Here is an 18,094-nt window from a genome sequence, read left to right on the forward strand (position 1 = left end):
ATTTCTCTCCGCTTGGTCTTCGCCAATCCCCTCTGTATGGAACGCAAAACCCTCGGGGAAAAGCATTGATCGTACAGATTGCAAGTGACGCTACGGCAGCCATCAATTGGAGCGACCTTCACCTGTCGCCGATTGCTCTGGACCTCGGATTTTTCAAATTACGCTGGTACAGCCTCGCCTATATTTCAGGGATTCTCATCGGTTGGTGGTATCTCCTGAAACTCCTCGCCCAGCCCGGCGCACCGATGGCGCGGCGTCATGCCGACGACCTCGTTTTCTATGTGACGCTCGGCATCATTCTCGGCGGTCGATTGGGGTACATCCTGTTCTACAAGCCAGAGATGATCGCCACGCCGCTCGAAATGCTAAAGCTGTGGGAGGGCGGAATGTCGCTCCACGGCGGCTTCATCGGCGTCATCCTCGCGCTGCTCTACTTCACCCGCAAACATAAACTGAACATGATGCGAGTGTGCGATTACGTCGCCTGCGTCACACCGTTCGGCCTGTTTTTCGGGCGGCTCGCGAATTTCGTAAATGGTGAGCTTTGGGGACGCCCAACGACGGTGCCGTGGGGAATCATCTTTCCGGGTACCGGCGACGGCATCCCCCGCCACCCCAGTCAGCTTTATGAAGCAGGACTCGAGGGCGTGGTGCTGTTCACGGTCCTCAGCCTGATGTTCTGGAAAACCGATGCGCGGTATCAACCGGGCAAACTCGTCGGCACCGGCATGATCGGATATGGTATTTCGCGGACGTTGCTCGAAATGGTGCGCCAACCCGATGCCGGGCTGGAACATCTGTGGTGGGGACTGACGATGGGTCAAACCCTGTCGATCCCGATGATTCTGATCGGCATCTGGCTGGTGATGACGGCAAAGGCGCGGCGCGTTCGGGTTGAAGGTACGGCGGGTCTTGCCAGCATCTCCTGAAACCGGCGCACTGCCTGCCAGCGCTTTACCCGAACGTCTCGCCCGCGCGATAACGCTGGGTGGGCCGATGTCGGTCGCCCAATTCATGGCAGCCGCCAACGCCGAATATTACGCGACAAAGGCATCGGTCGGGGCCGCTGGCGACTTCATAACCGCACCTGAAATCAGCCAGATGTTCGGCGAATTGATCGGCGTCTGGCTGACCGATCTATGGGATCGGGCGGGTCGACCTGTGGTCCATTATGTCGAACTGGGACCGGGCCGGGGAACGCTGGCTGTCGATGCGCTGCGGGCTATGGTGCGGAGCGGGCTGGAGCCGGACGTGCATCTCGTCGAAACATCCCCCCGGCTGCGCGCCGAACAGAAACGGGTTTTGCCGAACGCGATCTGGCATGACGATATCGGCACTTTACCCGAAGATGGTGCGCTAATTGTCGTCGCTAACGAGTTTTTTGACGCATTACCGGTACAACAGGTTGTGCGCACGCCCGATGGCTGGCGGCAACGTATGGTCGCTTGTCAGGATACGCTGTTCCTGCCGGTTTCGGGCAAGCTGGTGCCGGATACGATCGTTCCTGAATCGCTAAGGGATTCGCCGGTCGGGAGCATCCTCGAAACATCGCCGCCGGGCGTTGCAACAATTCGCGCGCTTTCTCAACGGCTTGAACGACAGGGTGGCGCGCTTCTGGTCGTCGATTACGGCTATGACGGCCCCGCTATCGGCGAAACCCTGCAAGCCGTCCGCGCACACAAACACGCAAATCCCTTCGACGCGCCCGGCGATGTGGACCTCAGCGCCCATGTCGATTTCGCCACATTGGGCGCGGCGGCGACACTTACCGGCTCCACGGTGCACGGCCCGGTATCGCAGGGCGATTTCCTGGGAACTCTCGGCATCGCCGCACGCGCTGCATCGCTGGCGCGAAAATCCCCCGAACGCGCGGACGAAATTACCGTTGCGCACCAACGCCTTACATCGGAAATGGGAACTCTCTTCCGCGCAATGGCAATCACCGCGAGGGGTTGGCCCACCCCCAGCGGACTCTCCTGATGCCCCTCGAAATCATAATCGCGCCAGCACTCGCCAACACTCCCCACGGTTTCCTCGGTCGCTCCGGCGGAGTCTCAACCGGAATCGTAAACGGCCTCAACACCGGCCTCGGTTCCAGCGATTCCCCTGAAGCAGTAACCGAAAATCGCCGCCGCGCCACCGAAGCCGTCGCACCCGGCTCTCTGCTCACAACGGTTTACCAGACCCATTCCGCTGACGCTGTCACCGTAACAGCTCCCTTCCCCGACGACGCGCGACCACATGCCGATGCGCTGGTCACCGATCGCCCTGGACTGCTTCTCGGCATCGTAACCGCCGACTGCGCACCGATCTTGCTGTCCGATATCGAAGCCGGCGTCGTAGGCGCGACCCACGCCGGATGGAAAGGCGCGCTGAACGGTGTGACCGACGCTGCCATTGCCGCAATGGAGAAACTGGGCGCACGACGCGAACGCATCGCCGCCGCCATAGGCCCCTGCATCGCCCGCGCCTCTTACGAGGTGGATGACGCGTTCCGCCTGCGCTTTGCCGAAACCGACCCAGCCACTGAATGCTTCTTCGCAGACGGCCGTCGCAGCGGGCATTTCCAGTTCGATCTGGAAGCCTATGTCACACATCGGCTGGCGACGGCAGGGATCAAACGGATTGAGGCACTCGGTCTGGATACGTATTCACAGCCCGATCGGTTTTTCAGCTTTCGCCGCGCGACCCATGCTGGCGAGCCCGATTATGGGCGGCAGATTTCGTTGATTGCGGTGGCCTGACTCCGCGAAGGGTCTTCTCGCCTTCCGGTGATTGAGGCGCGGTATCGCCCTGTCGATCCGCGCGTTAGAACCGACTCATGCGAAGATGCGAAGGATTTTAACAATGACAGACGAAGCAGAACTGACGGGTGCCAGCCCGCGCCGCCGTCCCAGGAAAGACATATTGGAAATTGGTGGAAGACGCCTTTCGCCTGAAACTCTGATGATGGGGCATGGCTTCGATCCAGCGCTGTCCGAAGGGTCGTTGAAACCGCCGATTTTCCTGACCTCGACATTCGTTTTCGAAAATGCCGCAGCGGGTAAACGCTTTTTCGAAGGCATCACCGGCAAACGGCCCGGCGGGGCCGAGGGACTGGTATATTCGCGCTTCAACGGTCCAAACCAGGAAATCCTCGAGGATCGACTGGGGATCTGGGAAGATGCCGAGGATGCTCTCGTGTTCTCGAGCGGCATGTCGGCGATCGCAACGGTCATGCTCGCCCTCGTCAAGCCCGGCGACGTCATCGTCCATTCGGCACCTCTCTACGCCGCTACCGAAACCTTGATCGGTCGGATATTAGGCCGGTTCGGCGTGCACTGGCTTGATTTTCCGGCAGGCGCCACACGCGAAGAAATCGACGCGGTGATGGTGGCAGCAAAAGCAAAAGGCAATGTCGCCCTGGTCTATCTGGAAAGCCCAGCCAACCCAACCAATGCGCTGGTCGATGTGGAGGCGGTAAAAGCGTCGCGCGATGCGGCGTTCCCCGACGAAAAGCCGCCGATCGTGATCGACAACACGTTTTTAGGGCCGTTGTGGGCCAAGCCACTGAAACAGGGTGCGGATCTCGTCATCTATTCGCTGACCAAATATGCGGGCGGCCATAGCGATCTGGTTGCGGGCGGCGCAGTCGGCTCGAAGGCAATCATCAATCCGATCCGCATGATGCGAAATACCATCGGTACGATAACCGATCCGCATTCGGCGTGGATGTTGTTACGAAGTCTGGAGACTTTGGAACTGCGGATGAGCCGGGCAGGTGAAAATGCCGCCAAGGTCTGCGAGTTCCTGCGCGAACAGCCGCAAGTCGAAACGGTCGGCTATCTCGGTTTCCTGGAAGCTGGATCGCGGCAGGCCGACATTTACAACCGGCATTGCACCGGCGCGGGATCGACTTTCTCGCTCTATCTCAAAGGCGGCGAGCGGGAGTCGTTCGCATTTCTCGACGCACTGAAGATCGCCAAGCTGGCGGTCAGCCTTGGCGGAACCGAAACTCTGGCAAGCGCACCTGCGGCGATGACCCACATTTCCGTACCGCAAGAGCGTAAGGACGCGCTGGGGATTAGCGATAATCTGGTGCGAATATCGGTGGGTGTCGAAAATGCGGATGACTTGATCGCCGACTTCCGACAGGCGCTGGGCGAAATTTGAAAAGATCGTAATCGGACCGCCTCCCCCAAGCGCCACGGGAGAGGCGGTTTTCCCTGATCTTCCCTCCAGCCTCAGCTCCAGTCGTCGATGTTCCACTTCATGTTCCGCGCGAGTTTCTGCAACGGACCATGCGCATTCACCGCAAAGGCTTCGTCAGCCCATGCCAGCACCGGCGCGTCGGAGACATGGTCGGAGTAAAACCGGATGTGAGCATCTTCACGTGCGACGCCCATGTTTTTCATCCAGGCCGTGACCATCCGTAGTTTGGCGGGGCCGTAGCAGTTTTCGCCATCGATCTTTGCCATGATCCGCGTATCCAGACCGACAAGCGTGTTCGTTGCAATTACGTCGTCGAAGCCCATGCGGGTGCCAATGGCTTCGGCATAAAGACGGTAGGATGCCGTCGCGAGGACGAGAGTATAACCCTCTGCCCGGTCGCTGGCGATACGTGCGACGGCACCCCGGCGAATGTTCTTAACGGCCGTCTTTTCGGCAAAACTATCGACCACTTTTGCCAATCGGGCGGGATCGATCGAGCGGCCCAGCAACAGGCTCTGCATCGTCTCTTTCAGCGTCGCGCGATCGATCAACTTTACCGTGTATAAAAGAATCGCGACCAGAACGACCGGCGCAAGGAGCAAACGCAACGGATTGAGCGTTAGGGCTGCGTGAACAAGAAATGGGGTAAAGGTCGGACGTGCGGTAATCGTCCGGTCCATGTCATAGATTGCAAGGCGTTTCATCACGCCCTCCTAACGTCCGGGCGTCTTGCCGTCGCGGGCATAATGTATCATGTCCGCCATAGATGAGCCAAGCTAGCGAATTCACTGAAGAAGAGCGTGCAGGCAAGCACGAACTTGTTTTTACAGGCGATTTGACGCTCGCGCATTTGGGCGACCTGCCCGCGCGGTTGGCCGGACGCAGCCACGGCAGCGAAGTCGCGGTGATCGACGTGTCCGGCGTCAAACGTGTAGATACGGTCGGCGCGCTAATTTTGCTAAAGCTGGAAAAAGATAGCGGCGCATCGATAAACGGGGCCAGCGGACAAGCTGCGCAGGTGTTGAAACAGGTCGGTGACGCGCAACAGCCGGTCAAGATGCGGCCCGACAATATCAATGCATTCGAACGCGTTCTTGGTGAGATCGGTGCCGCGACAAAAACAGCCGGCGGGACGCTTCTGGGCCTGCTCGGGTTTTTCGGTGGCGTTTGCATTTCGTTTGCGAACACCATTTTACATCCGTCGAAATTCCGCATTCATGCGGTCGTACAGCGGTTCGAGGTTGTCGGTGTCTCGGCGCTGGCGATCATCGGCCTGATGAGTTTCCTGATTGGCATCGTCATCGCGCAACAAGGCGCGGTGCAGCTTCGTCAATTCGGTGCGGAAATCTACACAATCAATCTGATCGGCCGCATCACCACGCGCGAGCTTGGCGTGTTGATGACCGCAATCATGGTTGCAGGACGTTCGGGTTCGGCATTCGCGGCGCAACTCGGCACAATGAAGCTGACCGAAGAAATCGACGCCATGCGGACGATCGGTGTGTCACCGACCGAAGCGCTGGTGTTGCCGCGCGTCTATGCCGCCGTGTTGATGATGCCATTGCTTGGATTTTATGCGTCGATCCTGTCGATCATCGGCGGTGGTCTATTGTGCTGGGTTTCCCTCGGGATACCGCCGGTGACTTATGTCCAGCGCATCCGCGAGGTCGTACCGATGACCGACGTTTATGTCGGATTGATAAAGGCACCCGTGTTCGGGCTGATCATCGCACTGTCCGGTTGTTTTCAGGGTATGCAGGTTAAGGGCAATGCCGAGGAAGTCGGTTCGCGCACGACCGCGGCCGTCGTGCAGGCGATCTTTCTGGTAATCGTGCTGGATGCATTCTTTGCAGTGTTCTTCACGCAAATCGGGTGGAACTGATGGCTGATAACGATCAGGTCGCCAGCATCGCGGCGGAGAACGACGAAATCGCTATTAAAGTGCGCGGGCTGGTCAACAGCTTTGGCGATTTCCGCGTGCACGACGGTGTCGATCTGGACGTTCGCAGAGGCGAGATACTGGGCGTCGTGGGCGGTTCGGGCACAGGCAAGTCGGTGCTGATGCGGTCGATTATCGGACTGCAGATTCCTGATGAAGGCGAGATCACCGTGCTGGGTATCCCGATCGGTGGTGGCGGTGAGCTGGACGATCCATCGCTAAGCAAGCGGTGGGGCATATTGTTTCAGGGAGGCGCGCTTTTTTCGACGCTGACGGTCGCTGAAAATGTGCAAGTGCCCTTGCGTGAATTCTACCCCGACCTTGGTCAGGGACTGCTTGATGAGATTGCTTCGTTCAAGGTGGTGACATCGGGCCTTCCGGTCGATGCCGGGCCGAAATATCCATCCGAACTGTCGGGCGGTATGCGGAAACGTGCAGGGCTGGCGCGGGCGCTGGCGCTCGATCCCGACCTGCTGTTTCTGGATGAACCAACTGCGGGGCTGGATCCGATCGGGGCGGCGGCGTTCGATGAACTGACATTATCGCTAAAGAAAACGCTGGGATTGACCGTTTTCCTTATCACTCACGATCTGGATACATTGTACGCCATTTGCGATCGGGTCGCGGTGCTGGCGGATAAAAAGGTCATTGCCATCGGCACGATCGACGAACTGTTGGCAACCGATCACCCGTGGATACAGGAATATTTCAATGGCCCACGTGGCCGCGCCGCGACCGCCGCGAAAGCTGCGCATGAGAAAGAGGCAGTCTGATGGAAACCCGCTCCAACAATGTGCTCGTCGGCGGCGTCGTGCTTGGCCTGCTGGTCGCACTCGCGGCGTTCATGGTGTGGCTGTCCGGCGTATCGGGCGGCCATATGAAAGAATATGACATCTTCTTCAAACAGTCTGTCGAAGGCCTTGCAAAGGGTTCCACTGTCACATTCTCGGGCGTGCCATCGGGACAAATCATCGAGATCGAACTGTGGAAGCAGAACCCCGAATTCAAGCGTGTTCGTATTCAACTAAAGGATGAAACGCCAATCCTGCAGGGAACGGCAGCGACAATTCTGGGCAGTTTCACCGGACCATCTTCGGTGGTGCTGGACGGAGCCGTTAAGGGTGCTCCACCGATTACAGACGCGGGGCCAATGGGCGTACCGGTCATTCCGACCAAGCAGGGCGGACTTGGCGCGTTGCTGAATTCCGCACCGCAGTTGCTCGAGCGGATTTCGACGCTGACCGAGCGGCTGACCGAGTTGCTTGGTGATAAGAACCAGCAGTCGATTGCCGGAATCTTGGCCAATGTGAACCGCCTGTCGGATTCGCTGGCGGATCGCGGGCCGGAAATTGCGGCCACGCTGGCGCAGGCACGAATTGCCGTGAAGCAAGCTGGCGATGCCGTCGAAAAGATCGGTAATCTGGCGGAAGCGACGAATGGCACGCTGAACGGCGAAGGCAAACCACTGATCGCGGACCTCCGTAAGACCGTGCAGGCAGCGCAGCAGAGCATGGAATCACTGAACGGAGCGGTGAATGACGCACGGCCAGGCATTCAGGCGTTTTCCAAACAAACTTTGCCTGAGGTCGGGCAACTTGTCCGCGATCTTCGCATAATGTCCGAGAGCCTGTCCGCGGTGGCCCTCAAGATTGATCAAGGCGGGGCTGGCAGCATCGTCGGCAGCAGTAAATTACCCGATTATAACGGCCGTGGAGGCAGCAAATGAAGATCCCGCGTATCGCTTCCCTTGGTCGCCTCGCATTGGGTGGCGCTGCCGCGCTTGCGCTGTCGGGTTGCATTAGCTTCGGAGCAAAACCTCCCAAGACACTGCTTACCCTTGTCCCGGCGTCGACAATGACGGCAAACACCGTGCGGCAAGCTGGACCGGGACAGACTTTGACAATCCTGTACCCGACCGCGCCAGCAGCGATCAGCGTGACCCGCGTGCCGGTTTATGAAGCCAGCGGGACGATTTCCTATGTGAAGGGTATCGCCTGGAATGACACGCCGTCGCACCTATTCCAGAATTTGATGTCCGAAGTCGTCGCGGCAAAGACCGGCAAGGTTGTTGTGGACGTACGCCAGTACACGCTGGATCCCGGCACGAGGGTTTCAGGATCGCTTGCGAAGTTCGGTATCGACGCACAATCGATGCAGGCCGTGGTCGTTTACGATGCTATTTTGATGCGATCGGGCGGCACGGCAATCGAAACGCGACGGTTCGAGGGCCATGCTTCGCTGACGTCGATCAATGCGGGAGCCGGGCCAGCGCTCAATCAGGCGGCGAACGACGTCGCGGCTCAGGTTGCTGGATGGGTAGGCTGAACGCTGCCGATCGTTCATTTTCTGGGCGAGCCGAGCGTGAGCCGCAAACCTAAAATCAACAAGCTAATTAATTTTGTCGCCTGTGCCTCGATGGTCGAACTTAGTGAAGCTATAAAAAAACAAAAACCCGGCCTGTTTTCACAGACCGGGTTTGTTAGGTAATTAAGCTGGTCGAAAGTGGCTTACTGAGCCTGACCCGGAACCAGATTAACGGCAGCATGTTTGCCACGACGGTCAACTTCCAGTTCGAATTCGAGCCGGTCACCTTCGTTCAACGTGGTCATGCCAGCGCGTTCGACGGCCGAGATATGGACGAATGCGTCGGGCTGTCCATCGTCGCGCTGAATAAAGCCAAAGCCCTTCATCGCATTGAAGAACTTTACTGTGCCGCTAGCTTTTTCACCGGTCAGTTCGCGCTGTGGTGCGCCACCGAAACCGCCGCCAGCTCCGCCGCGAGGGGCAGGGGCCGCATCGCGATCGCGCGGAGGACCACGATCGGTGACAGCCATCGGCTCGCCGTCGATCTTCAGGTCTGTTGCCGAGATACGGCCGCCACGGTCGACGAGAGTAAAGCCTAGGGGCTGACCCTCGGCGAGACCGGTCAAACCAGCTTGTTCGACTGCGGAAATGTGAACGAACACATCTTCGGCACCATCATCGCGAACGACAAAGCCAAAACCCTTTTGTCCGTTGAAGAACTTTACGATGCCGGTGCCTTCTCCAACAACCTGGGCAGGCATTCCGCCACGAGCGCCGCCGCCGCCAGCGAACCCGCCACCGCCGCTGCCGCCGCCGCTGCGGAAACCGCCGCCACCGCCGCCGCCGCCGAAGCGATCGCCGCCACCGCCGAAACGATCACCGCCGCCGCCGCCGCCGCCGAAACGGTCGCCACCACCGGCAAATCCGCCGCCGTAGCTGCTGCCGCCGCCGCCTTCATCGCCGCCGAAGCTGTCGCGTTTGTCGCGCCCACGTCCGCCGCGTTCACCGCGACCACCTCTATTGAAACCCATGCCCTGCCGTACTCTTTCGAAAATATTCGCCCGCTTGCCGTATCGAGAACATACTACACCGGACGGCGGGCAGCAGTTCCCCGGCGCGAATCCATTAAGCGCCAGTGAGTCGCAATACCCGAACAACGCAAATCCTGCGAGCGATTTTGAGCGCTTAGCCAAAATGTGGCGATTTAGTGGCCCTGAACGGCATTTCCCTAGCAAGGTGTGGCCGATACATCACGTGCTACAGTGGGCGACGGGCTTGCCGCAATGGTTCGGGTCATGCAATTGCAGCCGATCATGACCGACCTCATTACCTTATTCTCCGATCCAGCAGTCTGGGCCGCACTTCTCACGCTGATCGTGATGGAAGTCGTGCTGGGCATCGACAATCTCGTGTTCATTTCAATATTATCGAACAAACTGCCCGCCGAAAATCGCGAGAAGGTCCGTCGCATCGGCATCGGCTTGGCGTTGATCATGCGCCTCGGCCTGTTATCGATGATCGCCTGGATTGTCGGACTGGTCCATCCGGTCTTCGATCTCGGCATATCGGGATCGCTCGACGCGCACGGCACGCCAAGTTTCGAAACCGCTTTTTCGTGGCGGGACATAATCCTGCTGGCCGGTGGACTGTTCCTGATGTGGAAGGCGACGACCGAGATACACCATAGCACAGACGATCATGACAGCGACGATATGCTGGACAAGAATAAGAGTCCGATCGCGCTGGGTATCGGCGCGGCAATCGTCCAGATCGTTTTGCTCGACATCGTGTTTTCGGTCGATTCCATCCTGACCGCAGTGGGCATGACCGATCAACTGCCCGTGATGGTAATCGCAGTTATCGTGGCTGTTACCCTCATGCTCGTCGCCGCCGGGCCACTCGGTAATTTTATCGAACGAAATCCGAGTGTCGTCATGCTCGCGCTGGGTTTCCTGCTAATGATCGGCATGGTTCTGATCGCCGAAAGTCTTGGGATGCACATTCCCAAGGGGTATATCTATGTGGCGATGGCTTTTTCGGGCGGTGTCGAGGGATTGAATATGCGGGCGCGGAATATTCGCGCCAGAAAAGCGGCTGCCCATGGCGCGGCTAATAAGGAAACAATGTGACCGTATATTTTCACGAAGAAGACCTACCTGCCGACGTCCTTGCGTCGGGACCGGTCGCCGTCGATACCGAGACAATGGGCCTGCATCCGGCGCGCGACCGATTGTGTCTTGTCCAGATTTCGGATGGTGGCCCCGACGAACATCTCGTCCGATTCGGACCAGGCAGCGATTTTGCAGCACCCAATCTGCGGGCGGTACTGACCGATCCGGCACGGGTGAAGCTGTATCATTTTGCGCGTTTCGATCTTGCGTCCATCCACGCTTACATGGGAATAATCGCAGGGCCAGTATTCTGCACCAAGATCGCGTCGCGCCTGACCCGGACCTATACGGATCGGCACGGACTGAAGGAACTCGTCCGGGAAATGCTGAGCACAGAGATTTCCAAGGCTCAGCAATCGTCCGATTGGGGAGCTCCCGTGCTGACCGATGCGCAGCGCGAATATGCCGCGTCTGACGTTCGTTATCTCCATCGGCTGAAGGACCAGTTCGAAGTGCGCCTTGCCCGTGAAGGGCGAACCGCGCTGGCTCAGGCTTGTTTCGACTTCCTCCCTGCGCGCGCGATGATCGATCTCGCCGGTTGGGATGAGGTCGATATCTTCGCGCACATCTGACACACGAGACCATGTCCGAACTTGCCGAACAAACCCGCGATCAGCGCCGCCACTGGGCCGCGCCGGGGAGCAACCATGACCGGGTCATCAAGACGGCAATGATTATCCTGCCGTCGGCAATCGGTGCATTGGCAGCGGTTTTACTGATCGCGCCGTTGCTTGCCCGAAGCGAAATCAGCTTTGTGCTGGACAAGGACAAGGTTGCACTGGCGAAAGAGCGGATGCGGGTCAGCGATGCGCAATATCGGGGGCAGGACGACAAGGGGCAGCCGTTCACGCTGCATGCGGGCAACGCGGTTCAGCGGACGTCGCGGGTGCCAGTAGTCCAGATGACCGATCTTTCGGCACGAATGCTATTGGATGATGGCCCGGCTGTTCTGACGACCAAGAACGCGAATTATAATATGACGAACGAAAATATCCGCGTGCCGGGCGAAGTCCTGTTTAAATCACAGGGCGGATATAGCATGATTACGCGCGGTGTTGGCGTTGATATGAAGGCGCGGACGATGGCGAGCGACACGCCGGTAGATGGTCAGATGCCCCTCGGAACTTTCAGCAGTGACCGGATGCAGGCTGACCTGAATGGCCGGATCGTTATTCTGAATGGTCGCGCCCGCTTGCATATCGTTCAAGGTGCGGCCAGAGCAAAATAATGACTATGCGACCTCTTCTCATGCTCGTTTTGCTAACGGCTTCGCCTGCGGCTGCTCAAGCTTTGAAGGGCCATGACACCAACGCGCCCGTCGATTTTGCCGCAGACCGGATCGAGGTTCAGGACAAGGCCAATCGAGCGGTGTTTTCGGGCAATGTGCATGCGATACAAGGTAATATGACTCTCGACGCAGCGCGTATGACAGTTGCCTATACCAATCAGAAACAGGCTAGCAGCCCGAGCGTACAGCGCCTCGACGCTTCGGGCGGGGTAACGGTTCGCAGCCCCGATCAGACCGCGCGCGGAGATTTCGGAATCTACGATCTGAATCGCAAGCTTATCACGATGCTGGGTGCCGTGACACTGGTTCAGGGTACCAATACCGTACACGGTGGCAGGTTGGTGATCGACCTGAACTCCGGACGCTCGGTGATGGACGGCAGCGCAGTCAGTGGCGGCGGCGCAGGCGTTTCGACGGGTGCGGGCGGGCGCGTGACCGGGCGGTTTACGGTGCCTCAGCGCAACTGATCCATGTCGAAAGCATTTCGGACACATCGTTATGCATGAAACCTGCCAATTGCCGCTAAGATAACCTTCGGGTAACGGATGCATGTCACCGGATGGAACTGTAATGGCCGATACCGAAACATTAGACCGCACCCACGCCGCTGCCCCCGATTTATCGCTTGCAGACGGACTTTCTGTGGTTTCCATCGCAAAATCATATGATCGTCGCGCCGTGCTGTCCGACGTGTCCCTGTCTGTGGGTCGCGGCGAAGTGCTGGGGCTTCTCGGACCAAATGGCGCTGGCAAGACGACGTGTTTCTATTCGATCATGGGGCTGGTAAAACCGGATTCAGGCCGCATCTTGCTGGATGGGGCGGATATTACCGGACTACCGATGTATCGCCGCGCGGTTCTGGGGCTGGGTTATTTGCCTCAGGAAACATCGATCTTTCGCGGGATGACGGTCGCTGAAAATATTATGTCGGTGCTGGAACTGGCAGAACCGGACAAAGAGACACGGCTTGCCCGACTGGATGAATTGCTGGGCGAGTTCAGGCTCGACGGGTTACGCGATTCGATGGCAACGGCGCTATCGGGTGGTGAACGGCGACGGTGTGAAATTGCGCGCGCACTGGCGGCGAACCCGTCCATCATGCTGCTGGACGAGCCGTTTGCGGGTATCGATCCGATTTCGATTTCGGACATTCGTGACCTGATCATTCAGTTGAAAAAACGTGGAATCGGTGTGTTGATTACCGACCATAATGTTCGCGAGACGCTCGATATCGTCGATCGCGCCTGCATCATCTATGATGGTCAGGTGCTGTTCGCGGGATCTCCCGAAGATCTGGTTGCCGATGAAAACGTCCGTCGCCTGTATCTGGGCGAGGGTTTCTCGCTTTAATCATGGGTTTGGGGCCGCGCCTTGATTTGAGGCAAAGCCAGTCGCTGGTGATGACGCCACAGTTGCAGCAGGCGATTCGCCTGCTCGCGCTGTCGAACCTCGAGGTTGAGACGTTTCTGGCTGAAGAGATCGAAAAGAACCCGTTGCTAGAGGGAGGACCTGCCGATGAGGGCGACCTCCCAACCGAAGGCCCAGTTCCCGTTGAAGCAGAACCCGTCGCCGACCTGAGCGAGCCGAAACCGGACGATGCGGACTTTTCCGAAGACATTTTCCACCACGACGGCGCGAGCGACGGTGCTGGAGCAAATTCAGGGTCAGCGGGCGAAGACGGCATCGATTTCGACAGCTTCGCCGGCGCAGCTGAAACGCTGACCGACCATCTGATCGCACAGGCGGGCGAAGTGCTGATCGGCGTCGCTCTGTCCATCGCGACCGTATTGATCGATGCCATCGATGAATCTGGCTATTTGACTACCCCCGTGCTGGAAACCGCGCGGCGACTTGGCGTTCCTTTGGGCGAAGTCGAGGCAGTGCTGACGGTCATTCAGGGCTTTGAGCCAACGGGCGTCGGCGCACGCACCTTGTCCGAATGCCTTAGCCTGCAGGCACAGGAGGCCGACCGCTACGATCCGTGTATGAAGACTTTGCTCGATAATCTCGAGCTGTTGGCGGGTGGCAAGATCGCACATCTTCAGCGGCTGTGCGGTGTTGATGATGAGGACATGACCGACATGATCCGCGAACTACGCAGCTACGATCCAAAGCCGGGCCTGCGTTTTGGCTCGGCGCGGGTGGAAACGGTGACGCCCGACCTGTTCGTAAACCGGACGGCAAAGGGTTGGCGCGTGGAGATCAACAGCGCCACCCTGCCCCGTGTTCTTGTCAACCGGCGTTACCATGCCGAGCTGACAAGCAGCGCGAACGATCGTGCATCAAAGGCTTGGCTAAGTGATGCGCTGGCAAGTGCAACCTGGCTGATCAAGGCGCTGGACCAGCGGCAGCGGACGATCATCAAGGTCGCGACCGAAATCGTGAAGGCGCAGGAGGGGTTCTTTCTCCACGGCGTCGCGCACCTAAAGCCGCTGACACTGCGAACGGTGGCTGATGCCGTTTCGCTTCATGAATCGACGGTCAGTCGGGTGACGAGCAACAAATACCTCAGTTGCCCACGTGGTACGTTCGAGCTGAAGTATTTTTTCACCAGCGGCATCGGGTCATCGGATGGCGGCGAGGCGTCTTCCGCATTGGCGGTAAAGGCTGCGATCAAAACGCTGATATCGGCAGAGGCTGCGGATGCTATCTTGTCGGACGACACGCTGGTCGATCTGTTGCGAGAAAAGGGGTTCGATATTGCCCGGCGGACCGTCGCGAAATATCGCGAGGCGCTTGGACTGGGATCATCGGTGCAGCGGCGCCGGGCGCGCGCTATAGAGACGAAGGCCGCTTAAAACGGATCAGCAACCCCCGTTCTGGCCTTAGTGCCGGAACGGGGTGCTAAACTTTTCAGCAATCAGATCTTGCTGAGATGCGCCGACAGATACTTGTTCATTTCGAACATCGTGACCTTATCGCGGCCGAATACAACCTTCAGCTTTTCGTCTGCAACGATCTCACGCTTGTTGGCGGGATTCTGCAGGTTGTGCTTCTTGATGTATTCCCAGATTTTGGAAACCATTTCGCCGCGTGTGACGGTACCATCACCGATCACTGCACCGAGTTCTTTTGAAGGCTTAAGTGGCGTCTGGAGCGCGTTGGGCTTCTTTGCGGGTTCTACGGCCATAGATATTTCCTCCCAAAACAGGTGGCACTTTCTTGTGCTGCGAAGGGGATGTCGGGCCGTCACGCCTTCGTCAAGCACCTCCGAGGAGAAAGCGGCGATTTTGCGGTGATTTGGGGCGATATAGGCCGGAATCGGGTGCAATTGTTACATTCGTAACCACGTTGCTGCACCGGACCGGACGCAACATACAGGTGTTGATGGTCGAAGCGGTGCGGCTTTGAGACGACGGAGGGACGTCAGGCGTTTTAGCGGGCGGGGATGATGAACCATCCTATGCTGCGACATTTCACACTCGCCTGCGTCCTGACCTCCACACTGACAGGGGCTAATTTCGCTATACCCACTCGTATCCAGCAAGCACGCTTTGATTATTGTTTCACCGGAGGCGGTGTGAATTGCGTCGTCGATGGTGACACTTTCTGGGTGAATAGAGAAAAGGTGAGGATCGCCGATATCGACGCACCCGAAACGCATCAACCACGTTGCCCGCAGGAAAGGACGCTTGGCAACGCTGCGACCCGACGGCTGCATGCGCTATTGAACGCCGGACCGTTTCGGTTGGCGAGCATCGATCGCGACACTGATCGTTATGGCCGCAAGCTTCGCATCATCGTGCGGAGTGGGCAATCGCTCGGCGAGAAGCTGGTTGCCGAAGGACTGGCGCGCGAGTGGGACGGCGCGCGCCGATCATGGTGTACGTGAGTTAGATTGTGGCGACGGCCTGTTCGATGACACCGAAGATCGGCCGGTGTTTGTCGTCGTCCATCCAGATGCGGACGGTGTCGCCGCCTTTCAGGAAGGGCGTTTCAGCTTTCCCGCGCAGGATGGTTTCGATGGTGCGGACTTCGGCGATGCAGGAGTAGCCGACGCCGCCGTCGCTGATCGGTTTGCCGGGACCACCGTCGCTACCGCGATTGGAGACTGTGCCTGAACCGACAATCGTGCCTGCTCCGAGACTGCGGGTTTTGGCAAGGTGTGCGATCAGCGTGCCGAAATCGAAAGTCATGTCGATGCCGGCATCGGCACGACCGAAGGGTTTACCGTTGAGATCGACGTTCAATGCGCCGTGGAGTTTGCCATCCTCCCACCGTGCGCCGAGCGCGCCAGGGGTGACGAAGACTGGCGTAAATGCGCTGGCGGGTTTCGACTGGTAGAAACCAAAGCCCTTGCTGAGTTCGCCGGGGATCAGGTTACGAAGTGACACATCGTTAGTCAGGCCGACGAGGCGGATCGCGGCGAGCGCTTCTTCGCGCGATGCTCCCTGTTGGACATCACCCGTCACGACAACGACTTCGGCTTCCATATCGCAGCCCCAGCTTTCGTCGGCCAACGGGATATCGTCGCGCGGGCCGAGAAAGCCGTCGGAGCCACCCTGATACACCAGCGGGTCGTGCCAGAAACTGTCGGGCATTTCCGCGCCGCGCGCCTGACGGACAAGGGCAACATGGTTCACATAAGCGGACCCATCGGCCCACTGAAACGCACGCGGCAAGGGAGCCGCAGCCAGCCGTTCGTGGAAACGGCGCATCGGGATCGCCTCATGCGCCAGATCGGTCGACAGCGCCTCCAGCGAAGGCGACAGCGCGTCCCAATCGTCGAGGGCGGCCTGTAAGGTAGGCGCAATATGCTGCGCCTCCGCATACCAGGCGAGATCGTCCGACACGACAACCAAACGACCGTCGCGTCCATGTTTCAAACTGGCAAGCTTCACTTTATTTTCGCTTTCGGAAAGTCGGCCCATGCCGCGTCGTAATCGGGCTGGGCGGTTTCTAGGGCGTGGGCGGTGGGGCGGAAGGGCCAGCAGCTTTCGACCATGAACGCCATCGTCCCTCTATTTTGTGCGGCTGCAAGTCCGCATCTGTTGCCGCGCGCCAGCTTGCCGCATCGGGGCCGTGCGCGTTCATCATGTTGTGCAACGATAGTCCGCCGGGTGCAAATCCTTCCGCTTTCGCGTCGTAAGCCCCGGTAATCAGGCCCATCGCCTCCGACATGATGTTGCGATGGAACCACGGCGGGCGAAAGGTATTTTCGGCAACCATCCAGCGCGGCGGGAAGATAACGAAATCGGCATTGGCGCGGCCGGGCGTGTCGCTGGGGCTGGTCAGGACGGTGAAGACCGACGGATCGGGATGATCGAAGCTGACCGTGCCGATGGTATTGAACCGCGCAAGATCATATTTCCACGGAACGAGGTTGCCGTGCCATGCGACGACATCGAGCGGACTGTGATCGAGTGTCGTTGTCCAGAGCGAACCCATGAACTTCTGGATCAGTTCAAAGGGCTGATCGAGGTCTTCATAAGCGGCAACCGGGGTCAGGAAGTCGCGGGGGTTGGCAAGGCCGTTCGAGCCGAGTGGCCCAAGTTCGGGAAGGCGAAACAGGCTGCCGTGGTTTTCGGCAACATAGCCATAGGCGCTGCCATCGGGGAGCATCGCGCGGAAACGGATGCCACGCGGGATCAGGCCGATTTCGCCGGGTGAGAGGTCGAGGCGTCCCATTTCGGTGAGCAGCGTCAGGCGGCCCTGCTGGGGGATGAACAGCATTTCGCCATCCGCGTTGAAGAATGCGCGGGTCTGCATGTCGGCGTTGGCGCGGTAGATGTGGACCGCAACGCCTTCCAGACTGGCGGGGTCGCGATTGGCCATCATCGTTGTCATGCCGTCGATCAGGTCGGTCGGCGTGTCGGACAAGGGTAACGGCGACCAGCGCAGGCGGTTCGGAGGCAGCGGGTCTTTCGCGGTGCCGGGCGCGAATTGTTGCGCGGCATGATAGGGGACAAAGGGACGATGGGCGGCACTTGGGCGAAGGCGATAGACCCAGCTTCGACGGTTTTCGTGGCGGGGGGCCGTGAACGCAGTGCCCGAGATTTGTTCTGCATAAAGGCCGAACTGGGGGCGTTGCGGAGAGTTCTGGCCGACGGGCAGTGCGCCAGGGATTGCTTCGGACTGGAAGTGGTTGCCGAAGCCGGATTGATAGTTTTCGATCAAAATGCCCTCCGTTTGTCGCGCTAAATCCGCTGAGCTTTAAATCCGCTTCCCTGCGCCTGTCGAAGGGTTGTCCTGCCGAAAGTT

At 58.9% G+C, this 18,094-nt stretch carries 19 protein-coding genes and 1 pseudogene; 15 read left to right on the forward strand and 5 right to left on the reverse strand.

Features of this window, described 5'->3' with window-relative positions:
• The first annotated feature begins 65 nt into the window (after positions 1 to 65).
• The 4 genes from lgt to D3Y57_RS09640 all read left to right on the forward strand — a co-directional run bounded on the left by lgt (position 66) and on the right by D3Y57_RS09640 (position 4,152).
• Positions 66 to 929, forward strand: a complete 864-nt coding sequence (gene lgt / locus D3Y57_RS09625) for a prolipoprotein diacylglyceryl transferase (RefSeq protein ID WP_121152801.1) — start codon at positions 66 to 68, stop codon at positions 927 to 929.
• A gap of 67 nt (positions 930 to 996) precedes the next feature.
• A complete protein-coding gene (locus D3Y57_RS09630; RefSeq protein WP_121155708.1) occupies positions 997 to 1,980 on the forward strand; it encodes a class I SAM-dependent methyltransferase in 984 nt (327 codons plus the stop codon).
• On the forward strand, positions 1,980 to 2,744 hold the full coding sequence (pgeF, locus tag D3Y57_RS09635; protein WP_121152802.1) for a peptidoglycan editing factor PgeF: 765 nt from the start codon (positions 1,980 to 1,982) through the stop codon (positions 2,742 to 2,744). The genes D3Y57_RS09630 and pgeF overlap by 1 nt, the downstream gene beginning before the upstream one ends.
• A 103-nt stretch (positions 2,745 to 2,847) precedes the next feature.
• A complete protein-coding gene (locus D3Y57_RS09640) occupies positions 2,848 to 4,152 on the forward strand; it encodes a cystathionine gamma-synthase family protein (protein WP_121152803.1) in 1,305 nt (434 codons plus the stop codon).
• A gap of 71 nt (positions 4,153 to 4,223) precedes the next feature.
• Here the strand turns inward: D3Y57_RS09640 and D3Y57_RS09645 are convergent, their stop codons facing one another.
• Positions 4,224 to 4,895, reverse strand: coding sequence for an HAD family hydrolase (locus D3Y57_RS09645; RefSeq protein ID WP_121155710.1), 672 nt, complete (start codon positions 4,893 to 4,895; stop codon positions 4,224 to 4,226).
• Between the two features lie 62 nt (positions 4,896 to 4,957).
• Between D3Y57_RS09645 and D3Y57_RS09650 the strand changes: the two genes are divergently transcribed.
• The 4 genes from D3Y57_RS09650 to D3Y57_RS09665 are packed head-to-tail and all read left to right on the forward strand — an operon-like array spanning position 4,958 to position 8,455.
• On the forward strand, positions 4,958 to 6,073 hold the full coding sequence (locus D3Y57_RS09650; RefSeq protein WP_121152804.1) for an ABC transporter permease: 1,116 nt from the start codon (positions 4,958 to 4,960) through the stop codon (positions 6,071 to 6,073).
• On the forward strand, positions 6,073 to 6,903 hold the full coding sequence (locus D3Y57_RS09655) for an ABC transporter ATP-binding protein (RefSeq protein WP_121152805.1): 831 nt from the start codon (positions 6,073 to 6,075) through the stop codon (positions 6,901 to 6,903). The genes D3Y57_RS09650 and D3Y57_RS09655 overlap by 1 nt, the downstream gene beginning before the upstream one ends.
• On the forward strand, positions 6,903 to 7,856 hold the full coding sequence (locus D3Y57_RS09660; protein WP_121152806.1) for an MlaD family protein: 954 nt from the start codon (positions 6,903 to 6,905) through the stop codon (positions 7,854 to 7,856). The genes D3Y57_RS09655 and D3Y57_RS09660 overlap by 1 nt, the downstream gene beginning before the upstream one ends.
• Positions 7,853 to 8,455 carry an ABC-type transport auxiliary lipoprotein family protein gene (locus D3Y57_RS09665; RefSeq protein ID WP_121152807.1) on the forward strand — a complete coding sequence of 201 codons (603 nt, stop codon included), beginning with the start codon at positions 7,853 to 7,855 and terminating at the stop codon, positions 8,453 to 8,455. The genes D3Y57_RS09660 and D3Y57_RS09665 overlap by 4 nt, the downstream gene beginning before the upstream one ends.
• A 182-nt stretch (positions 8,456 to 8,637) precedes the next feature.
• On the opposite strand, the gene D3Y57_RS21110 is transcribed toward D3Y57_RS09665, so the two are convergent.
• Complete coding sequence (locus D3Y57_RS21110) at positions 8,638 to 9,465, reverse strand: cold-shock protein (protein WP_121152808.1); 828 nt, start codon at positions 9,463 to 9,465, stop codon at positions 8,638 to 8,640.
• Between the two features lie 282 nt (positions 9,466 to 9,747).
• Between D3Y57_RS21110 and D3Y57_RS09675 the strand changes: the two genes are divergently transcribed.
• The 6 genes from D3Y57_RS09675 (at position 9,748) to rpoN (ending at position 14,691) form a co-directional block, all read left to right on the forward strand.
• Entirely contained in the window at positions 9,748 to 10,563 is an 816-nt protein-coding gene (locus D3Y57_RS09675; RefSeq protein WP_121155712.1) for a TerC family protein, read from the forward strand.
• Positions 10,560 to 11,177, forward strand: a complete 618-nt coding sequence (locus tag D3Y57_RS09680; protein ID WP_121152809.1) for a ribonuclease D — start codon at positions 10,560 to 10,562, stop codon at positions 11,175 to 11,177. The genes D3Y57_RS09675 and D3Y57_RS09680 overlap by 4 nt, the downstream gene beginning before the upstream one ends.
• Positions 11,178 to 11,188: 11 nt before the next feature.
• Positions 11,189 to 11,833 (forward strand): LPS export ABC transporter periplasmic protein LptC, encoded by a 645-nt coding sequence (locus D3Y57_RS09685; protein WP_121152810.1) that lies wholly within the window; start codon positions 11,189 to 11,191, stop codon positions 11,831 to 11,833.
• Positions 11,834 to 11,838: 5 nt separating this feature from the next.
• Positions 11,839 to 12,360 carry an LptA/OstA family protein gene (locus D3Y57_RS09690; protein WP_430739041.1) on the forward strand — a complete coding sequence of 174 codons (522 nt, stop codon included), beginning with the start codon at positions 11,839 to 11,841 and terminating at the stop codon, positions 12,358 to 12,360.
• 103 nt (positions 12,361 to 12,463) lie between these two features.
• On the forward strand, positions 12,464 to 13,243 hold the full coding sequence (lptB, locus tag D3Y57_RS09695; RefSeq protein ID WP_121155714.1) for an LPS export ABC transporter ATP-binding protein: 780 nt from the start codon (positions 12,464 to 12,466) through the stop codon (positions 13,241 to 13,243).
• A 2-nt stretch (positions 13,244 to 13,245) separates the two neighbouring features.
• Entirely contained in the window at positions 13,246 to 14,691 is a 1,446-nt protein-coding gene (rpoN, locus tag D3Y57_RS09700) for an RNA polymerase factor sigma-54 (RefSeq protein WP_121152812.1), read from the forward strand.
• A gap of 62 nt (positions 14,692 to 14,753) precedes the next feature.
• Here rpoN and D3Y57_RS09705 read toward each other — a convergent pair whose 3' ends face one another.
• Positions 14,754 to 15,023, reverse strand: coding sequence for an SWIB/MDM2 domain-containing protein (locus tag D3Y57_RS09705; RefSeq protein WP_121152813.1), 270 nt, complete (start codon positions 15,021 to 15,023; stop codon positions 14,754 to 14,756).
• Positions 15,024 to 15,296: 273 nt separating this feature from the next.
• Between D3Y57_RS09705 and D3Y57_RS09710 the strand changes: the two genes are divergently transcribed.
• A complete protein-coding gene (locus D3Y57_RS09710) occupies positions 15,297 to 15,725 on the forward strand; it encodes a thermonuclease family protein (protein ID WP_347400424.1) in 429 nt (142 codons plus the stop codon).
• A gap of 1 nt (position 15,726) precedes the next feature.
• Here D3Y57_RS09710 and D3Y57_RS09715 read toward each other — a convergent pair whose 3' ends face one another.
• On the reverse strand, positions 15,727 to 16,734 hold the full coding sequence (locus D3Y57_RS09715; RefSeq protein ID WP_121152815.1) for a fumarylacetoacetate hydrolase family protein: 1,008 nt from the start codon (positions 16,732 to 16,734) through the stop codon (positions 15,727 to 15,729).
• Positions 16,731 to 18,007, reverse strand: a pseudogene (gene hmgA, locus D3Y57_RS09720) (homogentisate 1,2-dioxygenase). Before hmgA ends, D3Y57_RS09715 begins: the two are co-directional and overlap by 4 nt.
• Between the last annotated feature and the right edge of the window lie 87 nt (positions 18,008 to 18,094).

Origin of the sequence: Sphingomonas paeninsulae, from assembly GCF_003660165.1 — a bacterium.
GTDB classification, from domain to species: Bacteria; Pseudomonadota; Alphaproteobacteria; order Sphingomonadales; family Sphingomonadaceae; genus Sphingomonas_O; species Sphingomonas_O paeninsulae.